Below are 15,714 nucleotides of genomic sequence, written 5' to 3' on the forward strand. Positions count from 1 at the left end.
GGCCATAGCCGTTGCGCGTGTTGCCGGCACCTTCGCCTGTCGCAAGATGGTGATCCATCTCCGCGTTTAACGCGCGCTCCGTCAGCGCCTTCTTCAGCGAATCCAGCAAGCCACCTTGTTCAAATGCCGCACTGGCAGCGCCTCCGGCCAAAAGCTCGTCGAGAAGCGCATTGGGAATAACGGATTCTTTGCGTCGTGACATAGTGGGACTCCTTGTTACCCATTATGCCCGGCCACACACGGAAATCCTGACAGTCCCGTCTCGATCGCCGATCGATAACTTCGATCGTACTGCTCAAGGAGTCGACGACCGATGAGGAGGAAGCATCGACTTTGCGTGAGACTGTATTTGACAGGCTCAACACAGGTGGCACTAAGCTAAGCCGACAAGAGATTCGAAACGCACTTTACCGGGGACGGATGAACGATCTCGTTGACCGACTTTCTCGCCTGCCAAAATTTCGCGAGGCTTGGGGTATCCCAGCTTGGGTTGAGAACGAGATTGATACCACACAAGGTTTGTTGGAAAATGCGCTGTACGAGAAGATGGAGGATGTGGAACTTGTCCTACGCTTTTTCGCACTTAGGCATGCCGACCACTACTCTGGCGGCATGCAGCCCTTCTTAGACCTTTACATGCGCAAAGCGGTAACGTTCACCCAGACAGACTTAGAAGTGTTAGAGCGCGAATTCACTGAGACGCTGAACCTAAACGCGGAGGTTTATGGAGAACTTCTGTTCAGGCCATTTGATCCAGAAGCAAATGAGTGGATAGGGAAAGCGCAGAAAGCATTCTACGATGCAGTAATGGTGGGGATGTCCGCTTTCCTTGACCGTGCTCAGCGCGTGAAGGAGAAGGCCGTAGATATCCGAAACGCGACCGCGCAAATGTTTCGTGATGAAGAACAAGGTGCCTTCACGGGCCGGGGAAATACCAAAGAAGATATTCGCAATCGAATTCGTTTATTTCAGGAGATGGTAGAGCGGACGATAGCCTGATGCATTCGGCAATCTTGGAACGGACTCTGAACGGCTTTAAGGCGATACGCAGGCATGTCGCTTTTTCGGCAAATTTGCGGGCGCAAGTAGGCGCGACGGATTTCGAGTGTGCTAGTGGTAACGCCAAATGTTCGAACGTTCGCCGCATCATGGGCGAAGCATCCGACCCGACAAGCTGGCGAGTGATCGATCATTGTGCGGCTGTGACGCGCAGCTACGCGCTATTCGAATCATTCGTAATTGAGGTTTTGCGGGAATATCTCGCCTTTCTAGCGGGTGCCTACAAAATGTCAGCGCTTGGTCCCGATTTTGGGGTTCGGTACACCAAGGGCATCGGAAAGATCCTCCAGGATCAGCAGAAGCAGCGCTACCGTAATCTCGATATCGCGGCGATGATCACCGGGGTCAGCGAGGCGCTTGGCGACCTTGATGGCTATCAAATTCAACCCGAGGCTTTGTTACGAACTGAACAAAACTTACGCATGGCCGAATTGCAACGGCTGTTTAATGACTGCGGCCTAAGTGGTGTGGAATCTTGGGTTGGATCTCACGCCGCCATTCAAAAATTCTTTGCCGAGCAAGCGCGGCTATCAGACACCGCAACAAGTGAGCTAAAGCAAATCGTTGATTACCGGAACGAAGCGGCACACGGTGAAGTTGATGACGTCTTGGGCCACGATATTCTTATCGAATTCACCCACTTTTTTGACGCTATGTGTCGGTGTCTACTTGATGTCATCCAATATGACACTATCCGTAGGGCAAAAGAATTGAACCGGGCGACGGTTGTAGGACGGATATCTGAAACATTTCGCGACGATATAGTGGTCGCGAAAGTCGAAAACGCGACACTCACAGTCGGTGACAAGCTTTATGTTTTCAAGAAGGGCCTCACCTTGATTGCTGAGGTTGGAAGCATCAGGATAAACGATGAGGATGTTGAGACCGTCACGGCCGTCGAAGAAACTGAAGTTGGATTGAGGCTCGGCATACGCGCCAAAGTTGGCTGTGAGTTACTTCGACTGCAACTGGACTGATCTTGAAGACGATAGGTGATCGGGGGGGGGGTAAGCTTGCAATTTCGCTTACTTCAATCTTGCAGCGCTCAATTGCTGTTATGTTGCGGTCTCGACACCCTTCTTCTCGCGGCAAACAGATTAACGAACAGCGGATTTTAGGGTAGTTCGCGCGTAGGTCAAATGACCGGCTTTGGCGCATAACCGCCCCCCTCCCCACCCAACAAAAAAGGGCCGCCCCTTGGGGCGACCCTTTTTCTATCCTCTCCCCATAACAGGGACAGTCAGGAGGCCGTTTAGTCGGCCTTCGTCTGGAGGTTGACGGCGGCATATTTGCCGCGGCGGTCAACTTCCAGTTCGAAGTCGAGACGGTCGCCTTCGTTGAGGGCGGCCATGCCGGCGCGTTCGACGGCGCTGATGTGGACGAAGGCGTCGGGCTGGCCGTCATCGCGCTGAATGAAGCCGAAGCCCTTCATCGCGTTGAAGAATTTGACCGTGCCGCTGGAGCGTTCGCCGGTCAGCTGACGCTGGGGGCCACCACGTTCCGCACCGCCGCCGAAGCCGCCGGGCGCTGCACCGAAACCACCAGCGCGGGGTTCGCGCGGTTCGCGCGGCGGGCCGCGATCAGTGACGGGGAGCGGTTCGCCGTCGATGACCAGATCGGTCGCCGATACCTTGCCACCACGATCAACGAGGGTGAAGCCGAGCTGCTGCCCTTCGGCCAAGCCGGTCAGGCCAGCCTGTTCCACGGCGCTGATGTGGACGAACACGTCTTCGCCGCCATCATCACGAACGATGAAGCCGAAGCCCTTTTGCCCGTTGAAGAATTTGACGACGCCCTTGCCTTCGCCAACGACCTGCGCGGGCATGCCGCCACGACCGCCACCGCCGCCGAAACCACCGCCGCCGCCGCCGCCGAAGCCGCCACCGCGCGGTGCGCCGCCGCCGAAGCCGCCGCGATCACCACCGCCAGCGCCACCGCCGAAGCCGCCACGATCACCACCGAAACCGCCGCCGCCGCCGAAGCGGTCACCGCCGCCGCCGAAGCCGCCGCCAAAACCACCGCGACCACCGCCGCCGCCACCGGCACCCTGATCGTAGAAATTGTCGTCGCCGAAACCGTCGCGCTTGTCCTTGCCGCGCCCGCCGCGGCGACCTCTGTCAAAACTCATGCCCTGTTAGTCACTTTCGCTTCGCCCCAAGACCATTCGGACACGCATGTCGGGCGAATGACATGCAAAATCCACCGCAAAGGCGGGTTTGGGAATCACTATATCAAATTTTCAGGGGAGCGCGAACGATTTTAACAGGGGCGGTCCCGTTCCGTTCCTTTTGCGCAAACCACTGTGCTTTGCGGGTAATATTCCCCTTCTTTCCGCCGCCGCAAAGCGTCGATTGCGATATGTCCGCTTTACCCATAGAGGGAGGATATGACCGTCCATTTCCATGAAGAAGATCTGCCCGCTGGCGTGCTTGCCCCCGGCCCGATCGCCGTCGATACCGAAACCATGGGGTTGATCACCCCGCGCGACCGCCTGTGCGTCGTCCAGATAAGCGATGGCCAGGGCGACGAGCATCTGGTGCGGTTCAAGCCGGGCAGCGACTATGCCGCGCCGAACCTGCGCGCGGTGCTGGCCGACCCGGAGCGGCTGAAACTCTATCATTTCGGGCGGTTCGATATCGCCGCGATCCAGCATTATCTGGGCGTGGTCGCTGCCCCCGTCTATTGCACCAAGATCGCGTCGCGGCTGATCCGTACCTATACCGACCGCCATGGGCTGAAGGAACTGGTCCGCGAATTGCTGGGCCAGGACATCAGCAAGCAGCAGCAGTCGAGCGACTGGGGCAATCCGGTGCTGAGCGATGCGCAGAAGGATTATGCGGCGTCCGACGTGCGCTATCTGCATGCGTTGCGCGCCGAGCTGGACAAAAGGCTGGTGCGCGAAGGGCGGATGGAATTGGCGCAGGCCTGTTTCGACTTCCTGCCGCACCGTGCCGCGCTCGACCTGGCCGGGTGGCCGGAGATCGACATTTTCGCGCATATGTAAGGAAATAGCAGCGCCGTGTCCGTCCAGGCCGATCAGCAACGCGATGTGCGCCGCCAATGGGCGCAGCCGGGGGGCAGCCATGACCGCATGGTCAAGCTGCTCAAAAACTGGCTGCCTGTGGCCGTCGGCGTGCTGAGCGCGCTGCTGGCGACCGCGCCCTTTACCGGTGGGGACAAGGTGAGCTTCGTCCTCGACAAGAATAAGGTCGATGTGGCGAAGGAGCGGATGCGGGTGACCGAAGCGCTGTATCGCGGCGAGGACAGCAAGGGGCAGCCCTTTTCGCTGCGCGCGGGGTCGGCGGTGCAGAAAAGCTCGCGCGAGCCGATCGTGGACTTGAACGCCATGTCGGCGCGCATCCTGCTGTCCGATGGCCCCGCCGTGCTGAGCGCGCAGAAGGGCCGCTATGATATGGACAGCGAGCGGGTCGGCATCGAGGGGCCGGTGCAGTTCGAGGCGGCGGGCGGATACAGGCTGACCACGCGCGATGTCGGCATCGACCTCAAATCGCGGCGGATGCAGAGCGCGGGCCGGGTCGACGGGCGCATCCCGATCGGGACGTTCAGCGCGGACCATCTGGAAGCGGACCTGGGCGCGCGGACGGTGACGTTGAATGGCCGGGCGAACTTGCGTATCGAACAAAATGGTCTCAAAGGGCGCAACTGATGACACGCTCCTTCCTTTTGCTGACGATCGGTGCCGTAGGCGCTGCCGGGATGATGATCGCGGGCGCAGGCGCGCAGGTGATGCAGAATCATGACAGCAACGCGCCGGTCAATTTCAACGCCGACCGGATCGAGGTGCAGGACCGCGCCGACCGCGTCGTGGTGTCGGGCAATGTCGAAGTGACGCAGGCGGGCATGACGCTGAACGCCGCGCGCATGACGGTGGCCTATCGCAACCAGCCGGGCAGCGGCACGAGCGGCGTGGAGATCGACCGGATCGACGCGTCGGGCAATGTCGTGGTGACCAAGGGCGACCAGACCGCACGCGGCAATGTCGCCATTTACGACCTCAACAGCAAGCTGATCACGATGCTGGGCAATGTCGCGCTGACGCAGGGCGGCAATCGGCTGACCGGCGGGCGGCTGGTGATGGACCTCAATAGCGGGCGATCGACCGTGGACGGGCGGTCTTCGGGCGGCGCGGCGGGATCGACGACGAGTCCGAGCGGGCGCGTGTCGGGCACCTTCACCGTGCCGCAGCGGAAGAATTGACGCCCGCCGAGCGGGCTGTGCGCGACCGGGTGCTGGGTCGGGCAGAGGTCGAGGCGTTGCTGGCGGGGGCGTTGTCCCGGCACCTTATCGATTGCGATCTGAAGGGGGCGGACCTGAGTGGGCTGGCCCTGCCCGGCTGGACGTTCGAGACGTGCCAGTTGCGGCGCGTAGATTGGACCGGGGCGCGGCTGGAGGGGACGGTGTGGCGGTCCTGCCGCGGTCCGTTTGCGAACTTTGTGGGCGCGGACCTCAATGAAGCGCGCTTTTCCGCCTGCGACCTTAACAACAGCCAGTGGCGCGGGGCGCGGTTGGGCGCGGCTGTGTTCGAACGGTGCAAGCTGACCGGGGCCGACCTGTCGGAGATCAAGGCGTTCGACCTGCGCTTTGACGAGACGCTGCTGATCAACGCCAAATTGCCCGGCTTTTCCTTTCGCAAGCAAGTGTTGCAACGCATCGATTTCAGCGCGGCAGACCTGCGCAAATGCGATTTTCGCGATGCCCAGTTCGAGGATTGCAGCCTGCGTGAGGCGCATCTGGCCGATGCCCGATTCGATGGCGCGGATCTGCGCGGCGCGGATCTGGGCGGATTGCGGCTGAACGATGCCAGCCGCTTTCGCGGCGCGACGATCTCGCGCGCGCAGGCGAGCCAGTTGCTGGGCGAACTGGGGCTGAAGGTTCTGTAGGCCGCACAAAAACAAGCCCGGCGCTCTTGCGAGGCACCGGGCAGGATCAGGGTCTATGGCTGGGAGCCGACCCGATAATGTGCTGCGTCAGCCCTTCTTTTCGGGCGGCAGGGTGATCTTCACATCCTCGCCATTTTGGCCAGGGAAGTTGGTGAACATCGCGTCGATCAGGTTCGGGACCAGATAGGTCAGCTTGTTGGACAGCGACTGGGCGCTCGCCTTGCCTTCGAACAGGCGGCGATTGTCGGCAGCGCGGTCGATCTTCATGCTGAGGTCGCTGGTATAGACGGTGTAGCTGGACACGTCGTTGAAACCGCCGCCGCCGAACAGCCAGGGATCATAGAAGCCATAGCCCCAAGGACGACCCCAGCGACCGCCGAAGCCACCGCCCCAAGGACCAAAGCCGCCATAACCGCCGCCAAAGCCGGTCGAGCGGACCTTTTCGCGGCCATTGTCGACATCATAGGCGACGCGGACGATGAGGTCGGCGCGTGCGGGGTCGCTGGCCGGGACATAGCCGGTCTGCGCCAAGCGCTGGCCGACCATGTCGGCATAATGGGCAAATTCGAGGCCGCCCGCGAGTTGCGGATTGTCAGCGACGATGGTGTAGCTCTGGCCCGCGGGGGCCGGGAGCTGCTGGAAACGGGCGACATCGGCCTTGAACGGCGTGGCGCAGCCCGACAGCGCAACCAGCGCTAGGGCAGGCGCTGCGAACAGACCGAACTTTTTGAAACGGGTCATTTTTCTGCGTCCTGTATCAGGCATGAATCTATCTGCATCATTGGGGCCTGTTGTAGCAAGCCGCAACTGAACATCATTTGAACGCACGAGAAAACCGAACGGGCGCAAACCATGTCCTGTCACCGCAAGGACGCCACGCCCGGCCATAACCCGTAAGGCCCGTCAGCGCATCAGCCCCATCGCATCATAGGCGGCGCGCAACGTCGGTTCGGCCGCCGCCGCCGCCTTGGCCGCGCCCTTGTCGAGAATCGCGTCGAGTGCGGCGTCGTCGGTGCGCAGTTCCAGGAAGCGCTGGCGAATCGGGCGCAGCGTTTCGACCAGCACTTCGCCTAGCGCCGGCTTGAACGCGCCGAAGCCCTTCCCCGCAAATTCGGCGCAGACGGCATCGGGCGTGCGGGCGGTCAGCGTGGCGAGAATGCCGACGAGGTTGCTCGCCTCCGGCCGGCCCGCCAGGCCTGCTGCGGTTTCGGGCAGCATTTCCTGGTCGCTCTTGGCCTTCTTCACCTTGGCCATGATGGCGTCGTCATCATCGGTCAGGTTGATGCGGCTCATGTCCGAGGGGTCGGACTTGGACATTTTCGCGCTGCCGTCGCGCAGCGACATGATGCGCGCCGATTCCTTGGGGATGATCGGGTCCGGCAGGGTGAAGAGATCAACGCCGAAATCGCTGTTGAACTTGGCGGCGATGTCGCGCGCCAGCTCCAGATGCTGTTTCTGATCCTCGCCCACGGGAACATGGGTGGCGTTATAGGCGAGGATGTCGGCGGCCTGCAGCACGGGATAGACGAACAGGCCGACCGATGCGCCTTCGCGGTCCTTGCCTGCCTTGTCCTTGAACTGGGTCATGCGATTGAGCCAGCCGATGCGTGCGGTGCCGTTCAGCAACCAGCAAAGCTCAGCGTGAGCGGGGACGCGGGCCTGGTTGAAGAGGACGCTGCGATCCGGGTCGATCCCGGCGGCGACCAGGGCAGCGGCCATGTCGCGCACGTTGCGGATACGCTGTTCGCGGGCCTCATGCACGGTGATCGAGTGCATGTCGGCGAGAAAGAAGAAGCACTGCGAGTCCGCATCCATCTCGTCCTGCATCTTCACCCAGTTGCGGATCGCGCCGAGATAATTGCCAAGGTGCAGATTGCCGGTGGGCTGAATGCCGGAAAGGACGCGCATGGGATGATCCGTTCTATTGCGTTGTGCTCGCGCTCCGCCGACGCATCAGCGCCTTGATATCGGACAGCCGGTAAGCGCCGGTGACGAAGCAGGCCAGCCCGTAGAGCGTGACGCCCGCGCCGACAAGTATGGCGAGCGCGATATAGCGTTGGACCATGGCCCCTGTAAGCCAGGGATCGAACAGGCTGGCGCCCGCGATCAGCGCGCCGCCCATGATGAGCGCGGCGAGCGCGAGACGCGGCAGGCGACGGCGCAGCCCGGCATCGGCGGCAAAATGGCCGCGCTTTACGAGGGTCCGATAGAGCATCGCCACATTGACGGTGGAGGCGAGCGCGGTGGCGAGCGGCGGGCCGATATGGCCGAGCGTCGGGATCAGCGCGGCATTGCCGATGATGTTGATGAGGATCGACAGCATCGCGTAGCGCACCGGCGTCCGCGTATCGCCACGCGCATAATAGCCCGGCGTCAGTACCTTGACGAGGACATAGGCGGGCAGGCCGATCGAGAAGGCGGACAGCGCCCAGCCGCAGCGCATCGCGTCTTCGGCGGTGAAGCGGCCATATTGAAACAGGCCGCGCACAATCGGTTCGGCGACGGTCAGGAAGGCGATGGTGGCGGGCAGCGTCAGGAACAGGGCAAGTTCGATGCCCCGGTTCTGCGTCTCCATCGCTGCGTCCTCCTCGCCCTTTGACAGCATCCGCGAGATGGTGGGGAGCAGAATGGTGCCAAGGCCTATGCCGATCAGGCCCAAGGGCAGCTGGTTCAGCCGGTCGGCATAATAGATATAAGTGATCGATCCGGAGGCGAGCAGCCAGCCCGACAGCGCGGTGGAAACGAGCAGATTGACCTGCTGCGCTCCGGCCCCGGCCGCTGCGGGCACGATGAGGCGGAGCAGTTCGCGGACATCCTTGTCCAGACGGGGGCGCTGGAGCTTGAGCGAGACGCCCGCGCGGCGACAGGCCCAGATCAGCCAGAGCAGTTGCAGAGCGCCACCCACGGTGACGGAAATCGCCTGCACCCGCGCGGTTTCATATTCATCCGCGCCGTGGAAAAACCACAGGCCGCTGATCATCGCGACGTTGAGCAGGATCGGTGCGGCGGCGTTGACCCAGAATTTGTCGAGCGAATTGAGGATGCCGCCCAGCAGCGAGGCGATGGAGATGAGCGCCAGATAAGGGATAGTGATGCGCGACAGGGTGACCGCGAAGGCGAACTGGTCCGGCGTCGGATTCTGCCGCGAAAAGCCGCCGGACAGCGCCCAGGTGATCGGCCAGGCGGCGGCGATCAGCGCGAGGGTGAAGAGAATGAGGACCGGCAGCAGCACGGCGAGCGCGCGCTGGGCAAAGTCATAGCCCGCAGGCAGCCCGCCCTCGCCGGCCGCCTTCTTGTTGAAGAGCGGGATGAAGGCGGCGGAAAAGGCACCCTCGGCAAAGAGCGCGCGGAACATGTTGGGGAGGCGGAAGGCGACGCCGTTGAAGGCGTCCGACGCGAACCCCGCACCGACATAGCGGGCCGCGAGGGAATCGCGCACCAGCGCCAGGATGCGACTGACGAGCGTCAGCCCGCCGACTGATCCCAGGGCGCGGATGAGTTTCATGGCATTACCCCCGTGCCCGTTCGGGCTGAGCCTGTCGAAGCCCGACACTTCCTTTTCAAAGAAAAGTGCAGCCCTTCGACAAGCTCAGGGCGAACGGAGACAGGGGTCATCCTGCGTGTCAGGCGTGGCCGGCCGGTTCGCCTGCGGTCTGTTCCAGCGCCTGGGCCTGTTGCAGGTAGAGCGCGCCGAAATCGATCGGGTCGAGCAGCAAAGGCGGGAAGCCGCCGTCGCGGATCGCGTCGGCCAGCACGCGGCGGGCGAAGGGGAAGATGAGGCGCGGCGCTTCGGCCAGCATGAAGGGCTGGATCTGCTCTTCGGGCACGTTGCGCATGCCGAAGATGGCGGCATAGAGCAGGTCGACGGCGAAGGCGGTGCCCTGCGGCGCTGTGGCCTTCACGTCGATCTTGAGCGAGATTTCCATCACTTCTTCACCGACGCGGTCCGCGCCGATGTTGAACTGGACATCGATCTGCGGCTGGTCGGGCCACTGGTAGACGGCCGGGGCATTGGGATTTTCGAAGGACAAGTCCTTCACATATTGGCTGATCAGCGCGATTTGCGGCGCGGTGTCGGCGCCGTTGCCCTGGCTGTTGATATAGGGGTTGGTATCGGCTTCGTCGGCCATGGTCCGTCCTTATATGGTCAAGAATGTCCGGTGGGCCGCAACCCCCCGCGATGTGACCCGCGCGCTTAGCAGGGGGCGCGGAGCAGGGCAATGGCACCGGCACGAAGGGGCTATTTGAAGTTGGATGCAAACATGCCTATGTTGGTTGGAACATTGTCCCCGCGCAAAGGGTATAGATTTCCGTGTATGTGATCGTCATCCTCGCCATGATAGCCGGTTTTCTGGCGCTCCGGCTCTATTCCGTGCTCGGCAAACGTACCGGGCACGAGCAGGAGCCTGCGCTCCGTCCCGCCGAAGACCGCGCCAAGGTGACGGTGCTGCAACCCCGGCCGATGGCCGAGGGTGCGGGCGATTCGGTGCGTCTGGCCGAAGGGCTGATCGCGCCGGGGGCGGAAAATGGCGTGCGCGCGTTGATCGCCGCCGATCGCAGCTTCGATGTGCCGCAGTTCGTCGATGGGGCCAAGAGCGCCTATCGCATGGTGCTGGAGGCCTTTTGGCGCGGTGATCGGGACGAGTTGGCTTGGCTGTGCGATGATGATGTGCGCGCTTCCTTTGAAACGGCAATCGCCGCGCGTGAGGCCGAGGGCCATGTGCTCGACAACCGGCTGGTGCGGATCGAGAAGGCGCAGATCATGGAAGCCTCCGTCCAGGGCGGCGTGGCGCAGATCGCGCTGCGCTTCGAGGCCGACATCGCTGCGGTCACGCGCGATCAGGATGGCAATGTGGTCGCCGGGTCGATGACCGATGCGGTCGGGACCAACGATATCTGGACCTTTACCCGCGACGTCCGCAGTGCCGATCCCAACTGGAAGCTCAGCGAAACCGACGAAGCGTGATCGGCGCATGATGCTGCGTTCTAGGGCGGGCGCGCTGGGCGCTGCCCTGCTGCTGTCAGCTTGTTCGGGTAGCATGATCCCGCCGTCCGCGACTGGCCCTGCGCCTTCGCGGCCGGGCGAGGTTGCTACCCGCCCTACCCCGGCCACGCCGCGTCCTACCCTTCCCATCGAGATGCCGGCAGATCCGGCGCTGGTGCCGGGCACCGCCGCCGCCTTGGGCGTGACGCGCGGGCCGGAGGTCGGCAGCCTGATCCCGTCGGGCGAGCGATCGCGGCTGGCGTTGCAGGCGTTTCGCATATCCTGCCCCACGCTGATGCGGCGCACCGATGCGAGCGGACTGACCAGGGGGTCGGACTGGAACAATGCCTGCGCGGCGGCATCGAGCTGGCCGGACACCAGCGCCAGCGAATTTTTCTCCCGCTATTTCGAAGCGGTGCAGGTGGGCGACGGCGCGGCCTTCGTCACCGGCTATTATGAACCGGAAATCGCCGGTTCGCGCACGCGCCAGCCGGGTTATGATGTACCCATCTATCGCCGCCCAACCGACCTGATCGACGTCGATCTGGGCCAGTTCAGCGAGGCCCTCAAAGGCCGCACGATCCGGGGCAAGGTCGCGGGCACCAAGTTCGTGCCTTATGACGAGCGCAAGCAGATCGTCAGCGGCGCGCTGGCCGGGCGCGGGCTGGAACTGGCCTATGCCGCTGATCCGGTCGAATTCTTCTTCCTGCAGGTACAGGGCAGCGGGCGGTTGAACCTGCCCGACGGCGGCGTCATGCGCATCGGCTATGACGGGCAGAATGGCCGCGATTATACCGGCATCGGCAAGCTGATGAAGGATCGCGGGCTGATCAAGGCCGGGTCGATGCAGGACATCATGCAATATCTGCGCGCCAATCCGGTCGAGGGTGCGGCGATCATGAACGAGAATAAGAGCTTCGTCTTTTTCCGCGAACTGACCGGCGCGGGGCCGATCGGGGCGTTGGGCGTGCCGGTGACGGCGGAAGGGACAGTCGCTGCCGATCCCAAATATGTGCCGCTGGGCGCGCCGGTGCTGCTCTCGCTCGACCGGGCCGAACCCAATGGCATGTGGATTGCCCAGGATACCGGCGGCGCGATCAAGGGGGCCAATCGCTTCGATAGCTTCTGGGGTGCGGGCGCGCGGGCGCGCGGCATTGCGGGCGGCATGTCGGCGCGCGGCAGTGCGCTCATTCTGCTGCCGATCGGGTCGGTTGCCCGCCTCACCCGACCCTGACCGGGGTGGCGATGGCGCGGCGGCATCTATCGACCGATGAGCAGGCGCTGTGGAGCGCGCTTGCCCGGACAGTGCGGCCGTTGCGCCCGCAAAATCGCGCTCCCGTCGCGCTGCCCGTGGCGATGATCGATCCGCCTGCTCAGAAACGAGTCGTGCCGCCCCCTGCCCGCCCCACCCCACCGCCTGCGCCTGTCCGCACGCCTGCCGCCGTACTGGACACGGGTTGGGAAAAGCGCATCCGCAATGGCGCGGTCAGCCCGGAGATGAGCATCGACCTGCATGGCCATAGCCTGTCGGCGGCCCATGCCCGATTGCACCAGGCGCTGGGCGTGGCGCTGGCGCAGGGGGTGCGGGTGATATTGGTGGTGACGGGCAAGCCTCCCAAGGGCGCATTGTCCGACAGCGCGGCGCGGCGCGGGGCTATCCGGGCCGAGATCGGCCATTGGCTGGAAACCAGCGCCCATGCCGACCGGATCGCCAGCGTCCGTGTCGCCCATCCGCGCCACGGCGGCGACGGCGCGCTCTATTTGATATTGCGGCGCCGAAAATAGCGTTGTCATCGCAAAGTCGCTGACCCTTTCTTAACCACCGTCCTTCATATCCTTGCCCCCTAAGGCTTCATCGTGGAGCGTGCGCCGGGACAGGGACAGATGATGCGGGGGGTGACGTTAAAAAGCCGCGCTGCTGCGTTCGCCTGCTCCGCAGGCGCGCTTGTCTTCATCCTGTCGCTCATCCTCGGCTATACGCCCGGTCAGCCCGATGACATCGGGCAGATCAGCCGCGCGCTGATCATCGCCATATTATGCGGGACGATGAGCTGGGCTTCGGCGCGCCAAACGGTCGCGACCACCGCCACCGCCATCGACATGGCGACCGAACGGCTCGTGTCGGCCGCGCATGGCGACCTGCAATCGCCGGTGCCGGGCGATATCGCGCGCGAAATGCCCGATCTTTCCGTGGCGATGGAAAGCCTGTTCAGCCAGGTGCGGACCAATTTGGATCATGTCCAGACGCTCGCGCTGTTCGACCAGATTACCGGCCTTGCCAATCGCACCAGCTTTTGCCGTCAGGTCGAGCGGCATCTGGCCGAGCGGGTGGAAGAGCGCAAGGCCGCCTTGTTCTTCATCGACCTGGACGGGTTCAAGGGCGTCAACGACACGCTGGGCCATGCGGCCGGCGACCAATTGCTGGCGCGGGTCGCGGGGCGGCTGCGCGAAGTGGTGATGGCGCAGGTCGCCGCTGGGTCGGGCGATGCCGTGATCGGGCGGCTGGCGGGTGACGAGTTCACCATGTTCTTCCCCAACCTGCCCGGCCATAGCGCGGCGGCGCGCATTGCCCGCGCCATCCAGTTCGCGCTGGGCGAACGGTTTGACCTCGGCAGCCAGCATGTCGACCTGGGCGCGTCGATCGGCATCGCCTGCTACCCCGACCATGGCGAGACGCTGACGGCTTTGCTGCGCGCCGCCGATGTCGCCATGTATCATGCCAAGCATGAGGGACGCGGCCGTGCGGAAATGTATAGCGCCGAACTGGCGCTGGAGGCATCCGACCGGGCCGACCTGGAACGCGATTTGATGCTGGCGTTGCAGCGCGACGAGTTCATCCTGGAATTTCAGGCGCAGATCGATATTGGCAGCGGCAGCGCGGTGGCGGCCGAGGCGCTGGTGCGCTGGGCGCATCCCGAACGCGACATCCTCATGCCGGGCGCATTCGTCACTGTCGCGGAGGAAAGCGGCGTGATTGTCGCGCTGGGCGATTGGGTGATGGACAGGGTGTGCGAAACCGCCGCGCGCTGGGCAGCGGCGGGCATAAGCCAACGGATCGCCATCAACATCTCCACCCGCGAACTGGGACAAGCCGATTTCTTCCTGCGCCTGCGCCACGCCATTGCCACCCACCAGACGCCGACGACGATGCTGGAACTGGAGATCAGCGAGTCGCTGGCGATGGAGATGGAGCCGCGCGTGCTGGATCAGTTGGCGGCGCTGCGACGCGACGGGGTGCGGGTGGCGATCGACGATTTCGGCACCGGCTATTCCAACCTGTCGCGGTTGAAGGAATTGCCGGTGGATCGCGTAAAGATCGACCGCAGCCTGGTACGCGACATAGCCACGTCGGCCGAGGCGCGGACCATCTGTTCGGCAGTCGTGGGCCTGATCCAAGGGCTGGGCCTGGAAGTGGTGGTCGAGGGGATAGAGAGCGAGGCGCAGATGGACATGCTGCGCGTCATCGGCTGCACGCAGTTTCAGGGCTATCATCTCGCCCGGCCGACGGGCGAACAAGCCTATCTCGACCGTTTCGCCCTGACCGAAAGCCCTGACCGCGTCCTGTTGCTGCGCCAGCCAGAGCCACGCCGGGGCTGATCAGCCCCGCAGCGCGCGCTCGACGATCAGCGCGTATATGCGCTGCAAATCACGCAAATCCTGCACCGCGACCGCTTCGTCAAGCTTGTGCATCGTCGCATTGTTGAGGCCGAATTCCACCACCGGGCAAAGGCGCGAGAGGAAGCGGGCGTCCGATGTCCCGCCCGTGGTCGACAGGTCGGTGACAAGGCCCGTGACATCGCGGATCGCGCCGCTGACCAGATCGCTGAACGCACCGGGCAGGGTCAGGAAGGGTTCGCCGCTGATCTTCGCCTCGACCGTGCCGCCCTCAGTCGCGGCGATGGCGGTGATCCGTTCGATCAGCGACGCGCCGCTATGCCGGTCGTTGAAGCGGATCGAGATGCGCGCGGTTGCGAGGCCGGGAATGACATTATGGGCGGGATTGCCGACGTCGAGGTCGGTGATTTCGATATTGCTGGCCTGGAACCAGTCGGTGCCCTCGTCCAGCGTCTCGGCCTCGATGGCGGACAGGATGCGGACCAGCTTCGGGATCGGATTGTCGGCCAGATGGGGATAGGCGACATGACCCTGGCTGCCCGCCACGCTGATCCACATATTGACCGAGCCGCGCCGCCCGATCTTGACGACATCACCCAGTTGCGCCGAGCTAGTCGGTTCGCCGACGAGGCAAAGGTCGGGGCGCAGTTCGCGCGCGGCCATCCGCTCCATCAGCGCGAGCGTGCCATGGACAGCCGGGCCTTCCTCATCGCCGGTGATGATCAGGCTGATCGTGCCGGGCAGGTCGTCGGGCAGATCGTGCAGCGCCGCGACGAAGGCGGCGATCGAGCCCTTCATGTCCACCGCGCCGCGGCCGTAGAGCAGATCGCCGCGCTGTTCGGGCACGAACGGGTCGCTGGTCCAGCCCGGCCCCGGCGGCACGACGTCGAGATGCCCGGCAAAGGCGAAATGCTTGCCGCCGCCTGTGGTGCGCCAGGCGAGGAGATTTTCGACCGGGCCGTCAGGCGCGTCGCCGGTGACGAAACGATCGACGGTAAAGCCCAGCGGTTCCAACATAGCCTGCAGCGCGGTAAAGACGGCGCCGGTCGCGGGTGTTACGGAGGGGCAGGCAAGCAGTTGCTCGGCAAGCGCCACGACATCATGATTGGCTCTGGTGCTGGTCATGCCCAGGCGTTAGCGAAAGCCGGGCCGCTT

16 protein-coding genes and 1 pseudogene are annotated in these 15,714 nt (G+C 63.6%); 10 read left to right on the forward strand and 7 right to left on the reverse strand.

Translation table 11 applies throughout. The features are described 5' to 3' along the window. A pseudogene (locus SxD43FB_RS01785) lies at positions 1-202 on the reverse strand (IS256 family transposase); the annotation flags it as partial. Positions 203-420: 218 nt separating this feature from the next. Here SxD43FB_RS01785 and SxD43FB_RS01790 point away from each other — a divergent pair. Further along, positions 421-999, forward strand: a complete 579-nt coding sequence (locus tag SxD43FB_RS01790; protein ID WP_096060758.1) for a hypothetical protein — start codon at positions 421-423, stop codon at positions 997-999. Beyond that, positions 999-2,036: an MAE_28990/MAE_18760 family HEPN-like nuclease gene (locus SxD43FB_RS01795; protein WP_096060759.1), complete on the forward strand. Its 1,038-nt coding sequence runs from the start codon at positions 999-1,001 to the stop codon at positions 2,034-2,036. The genes SxD43FB_RS01790 and SxD43FB_RS01795 overlap by 1 nt, the downstream gene beginning before the upstream one ends. A 275-nt stretch (positions 2,037-2,311) precedes the next feature. Here the strand turns inward: SxD43FB_RS01795 and SxD43FB_RS26290 are convergent, their stop codons facing one another. Next, the gene (locus SxD43FB_RS26290) at positions 2,312-3,187 is read right to left on the reverse strand and encodes a cold-shock protein (RefSeq protein WP_096060760.1); all 876 of its coding nucleotides are present in this window, start codon (positions 3,185-3,187) and stop codon (positions 2,312-2,314) included. Positions 3,188-3,445: 258 nt separating this feature from the next. On the opposite strand from SxD43FB_RS26290, the gene SxD43FB_RS01805 reads away from it, so the two are divergent. From SxD43FB_RS01805 to SxD43FB_RS01820, 4 genes are read left to right on the forward strand one after another with little or no spacing between them, the layout of a single operon-like run. After that, a complete protein-coding gene (locus SxD43FB_RS01805) occupies positions 3,446-4,063 on the forward strand; it encodes a ribonuclease D (protein WP_037473566.1) in 618 nt (205 codons plus the stop codon). Positions 4,064-4,078: 15 nt separating this feature from the next. Beyond that, positions 4,079-4,726: a hypothetical protein gene (locus tag SxD43FB_RS01810; RefSeq protein WP_037473564.1), complete on the forward strand. Its 648-nt coding sequence runs from the start codon at positions 4,079-4,081 to the stop codon at positions 4,724-4,726. Beyond that, complete coding sequence (locus tag SxD43FB_RS01815) at positions 4,726-5,277, forward strand: LptA/OstA family protein (RefSeq protein ID WP_037473563.1); 552 nt, start codon at positions 4,726-4,728, stop codon at positions 5,275-5,277. The genes SxD43FB_RS01810 and SxD43FB_RS01815 overlap by 1 nt, the downstream gene beginning before the upstream one ends. Beyond that, positions 5,274-5,960 carry a pentapeptide repeat-containing protein gene (locus tag SxD43FB_RS01820; protein WP_255245574.1) on the forward strand — a complete coding sequence of 229 codons (687 nt, stop codon included), beginning with the start codon at positions 5,274-5,276 and terminating at the stop codon, positions 5,958-5,960. The genes SxD43FB_RS01815 and SxD43FB_RS01820 overlap by 4 nt, the downstream gene beginning before the upstream one ends. 87 nt (positions 5,961-6,047) lie before the next feature. On the opposite strand, the gene SxD43FB_RS01825 is transcribed toward SxD43FB_RS01820, so the two are convergent. The 4 genes from SxD43FB_RS01825 to secB all read right to left on the reverse strand — a co-directional run bounded on the left by SxD43FB_RS01825 (position 6,048) and on the right by secB (position 10,090). After that, on the reverse strand, positions 6,048-6,701 hold the full coding sequence (locus SxD43FB_RS01825) for a DUF4136 domain-containing protein (RefSeq protein ID WP_069065257.1): 654 nt from the start codon (positions 6,699-6,701) through the stop codon (positions 6,048-6,050). A 162-nt stretch (positions 6,702-6,863) separates the two neighbouring features. Continuing rightward, entirely contained in the window at positions 6,864-7,868 is a 1,005-nt protein-coding gene (gene trpS, locus SxD43FB_RS01830) for a tryptophan--tRNA ligase (protein WP_096060762.1), read from the reverse strand. A 13-nt stretch (positions 7,869-7,881) separates the two neighbouring features. Beyond that, entirely contained in the window at positions 7,882-9,465 is a 1,584-nt protein-coding gene (gene murJ / locus SxD43FB_RS01835) for a murein biosynthesis integral membrane protein MurJ (RefSeq protein WP_096060763.1), read from the reverse strand. Positions 9,466-9,583: 118 nt separating this feature from the next. Beyond that, positions 9,584-10,090 (reverse strand): protein-export chaperone SecB, encoded by a 507-nt coding sequence (gene secB, locus SxD43FB_RS01840; RefSeq protein ID WP_037473556.1) that lies wholly within the window; start codon positions 10,088-10,090, stop codon positions 9,584-9,586. A 182-nt stretch (positions 10,091-10,272) separates the two neighbouring features. Here secB and SxD43FB_RS01845 point away from each other — a divergent pair, with 182 nt between their 5' ends. The 4 genes from SxD43FB_RS01845 (at position 10,273) to SxD43FB_RS01860 (ending at position 14,541) form a co-directional block, all read left to right on the forward strand. Beyond that, the gene (locus tag SxD43FB_RS01845; protein ID WP_096060764.1) at positions 10,273-10,926 is read left to right on the forward strand and encodes a Tim44/TimA family putative adaptor protein; all 654 of its coding nucleotides are present in this window, start codon (positions 10,273-10,275) and stop codon (positions 10,924-10,926) included. Positions 10,927-10,933: 7 nt separating this feature from the next. Continuing rightward, a complete protein-coding gene (locus tag SxD43FB_RS01850; RefSeq protein ID WP_096060765.1) occupies positions 10,934-12,178 on the forward strand; it encodes a murein transglycosylase A in 1,245 nt (414 codons plus the stop codon). Between the two features lie 11 nt (positions 12,179-12,189). Then, positions 12,190-12,729, forward strand: a complete 540-nt coding sequence (locus tag SxD43FB_RS01855; RefSeq protein ID WP_096060766.1) for a Smr/MutS family protein — start codon at positions 12,190-12,192, stop codon at positions 12,727-12,729. A gap of 102 nt (positions 12,730-12,831) precedes the next feature. Beyond that, a complete protein-coding gene (locus SxD43FB_RS01860; RefSeq protein WP_069066871.1) occupies positions 12,832-14,541 on the forward strand; it encodes an EAL domain-containing protein in 1,710 nt (569 codons plus the stop codon). Here SxD43FB_RS01860 and dapE read toward each other — a convergent pair whose 3' ends face one another. Then, a complete protein-coding gene (gene dapE / locus SxD43FB_RS01865) occupies positions 14,542-15,684 on the reverse strand; it encodes a succinyl-diaminopimelate desuccinylase (RefSeq protein WP_096060767.1) in 1,143 nt (380 codons plus the stop codon). Positions 15,685-15,714: the final 30 nt, after the last annotated feature.

The sequence above is a fragment of the Sphingobium sp. D43FB genome (genome assembly GCF_002312805.1).
In the GTDB taxonomy this organism is placed as follows: domain Bacteria; phylum Pseudomonadota; class Alphaproteobacteria; order Sphingomonadales; family Sphingomonadaceae; genus Sphingobium.

Coding starts and splice junctions, on each gene's coding strand:
- SxD43FB_RS01790 (WP_096060758.1), top strand. CDS start 421: ATGAACGATCTCGTTGACCGACTTTCTCGCCTGCCAAAATTTCGCGAG.
- SxD43FB_RS01795 (WP_096060759.1), top strand. CDS start 999: ATGCATTCGGCAATCTTGGAACGGACTCTGAACGGCTTTAAGGCGATA.
- SxD43FB_RS26290 (WP_096060760.1), bottom strand. CDS start 3,187: ATGAGTTTTGACAGAGGTCGCCGCGGCGGGCGCGGCAAGGACAAGCGC.
- SxD43FB_RS01805 (WP_037473566.1), top strand. CDS start 3,446: ATGACCGTCCATTTCCATGAAGAAGATCTGCCCGCTGGCGTGCTTGCC.
- SxD43FB_RS01815 (WP_037473563.1), top strand. CDS start 4,726: ATGACACGCTCCTTCCTTTTGCTGACGATCGGTGCCGTAGGCGCTGCC.
- SxD43FB_RS01825 (WP_069065257.1), bottom strand. CDS start 6,701: ATGACCCGTTTCAAAAAGTTCGGTCTGTTCGCAGCGCCTGCCCTAGCG.
- trpS (WP_096060762.1), bottom strand. CDS start 7,868: ATGCGCGTCCTTTCCGGCATTCAGCCCACCGGCAATCTGCACCTTGGC.
- murJ (WP_096060763.1), bottom strand. CDS start 9,465: ATGAAACTCATCCGCGCCCTGGGATCAGTCGGCGGGCTGACGCTCGTC.
- secB (WP_037473556.1), bottom strand. CDS start 10,090: ATGGCCGACGAAGCCGATACCAACCCCTATATCAACAGCCAGGGCAAC.
- SxD43FB_RS01850 (WP_096060765.1), top strand. CDS start 10,934: ATGATGCTGCGTTCTAGGGCGGGCGCGCTGGGCGCTGCCCTGCTGCTG.
- SxD43FB_RS01855 (WP_096060766.1), top strand. CDS start 12,190: ATGGCGCGGCGGCATCTATCGACCGATGAGCAGGCGCTGTGGAGCGCG.
- SxD43FB_RS01860 (WP_069066871.1), top strand. CDS start 12,832: ATGCGGGGGGTGACGTTAAAAAGCCGCGCTGCTGCGTTCGCCTGCTCC.
- dapE (WP_096060767.1), bottom strand. CDS start 15,684: ATGACCAGCACCAGAGCCAATCATGATGTCGTGGCGCTTGCCGAGCAA.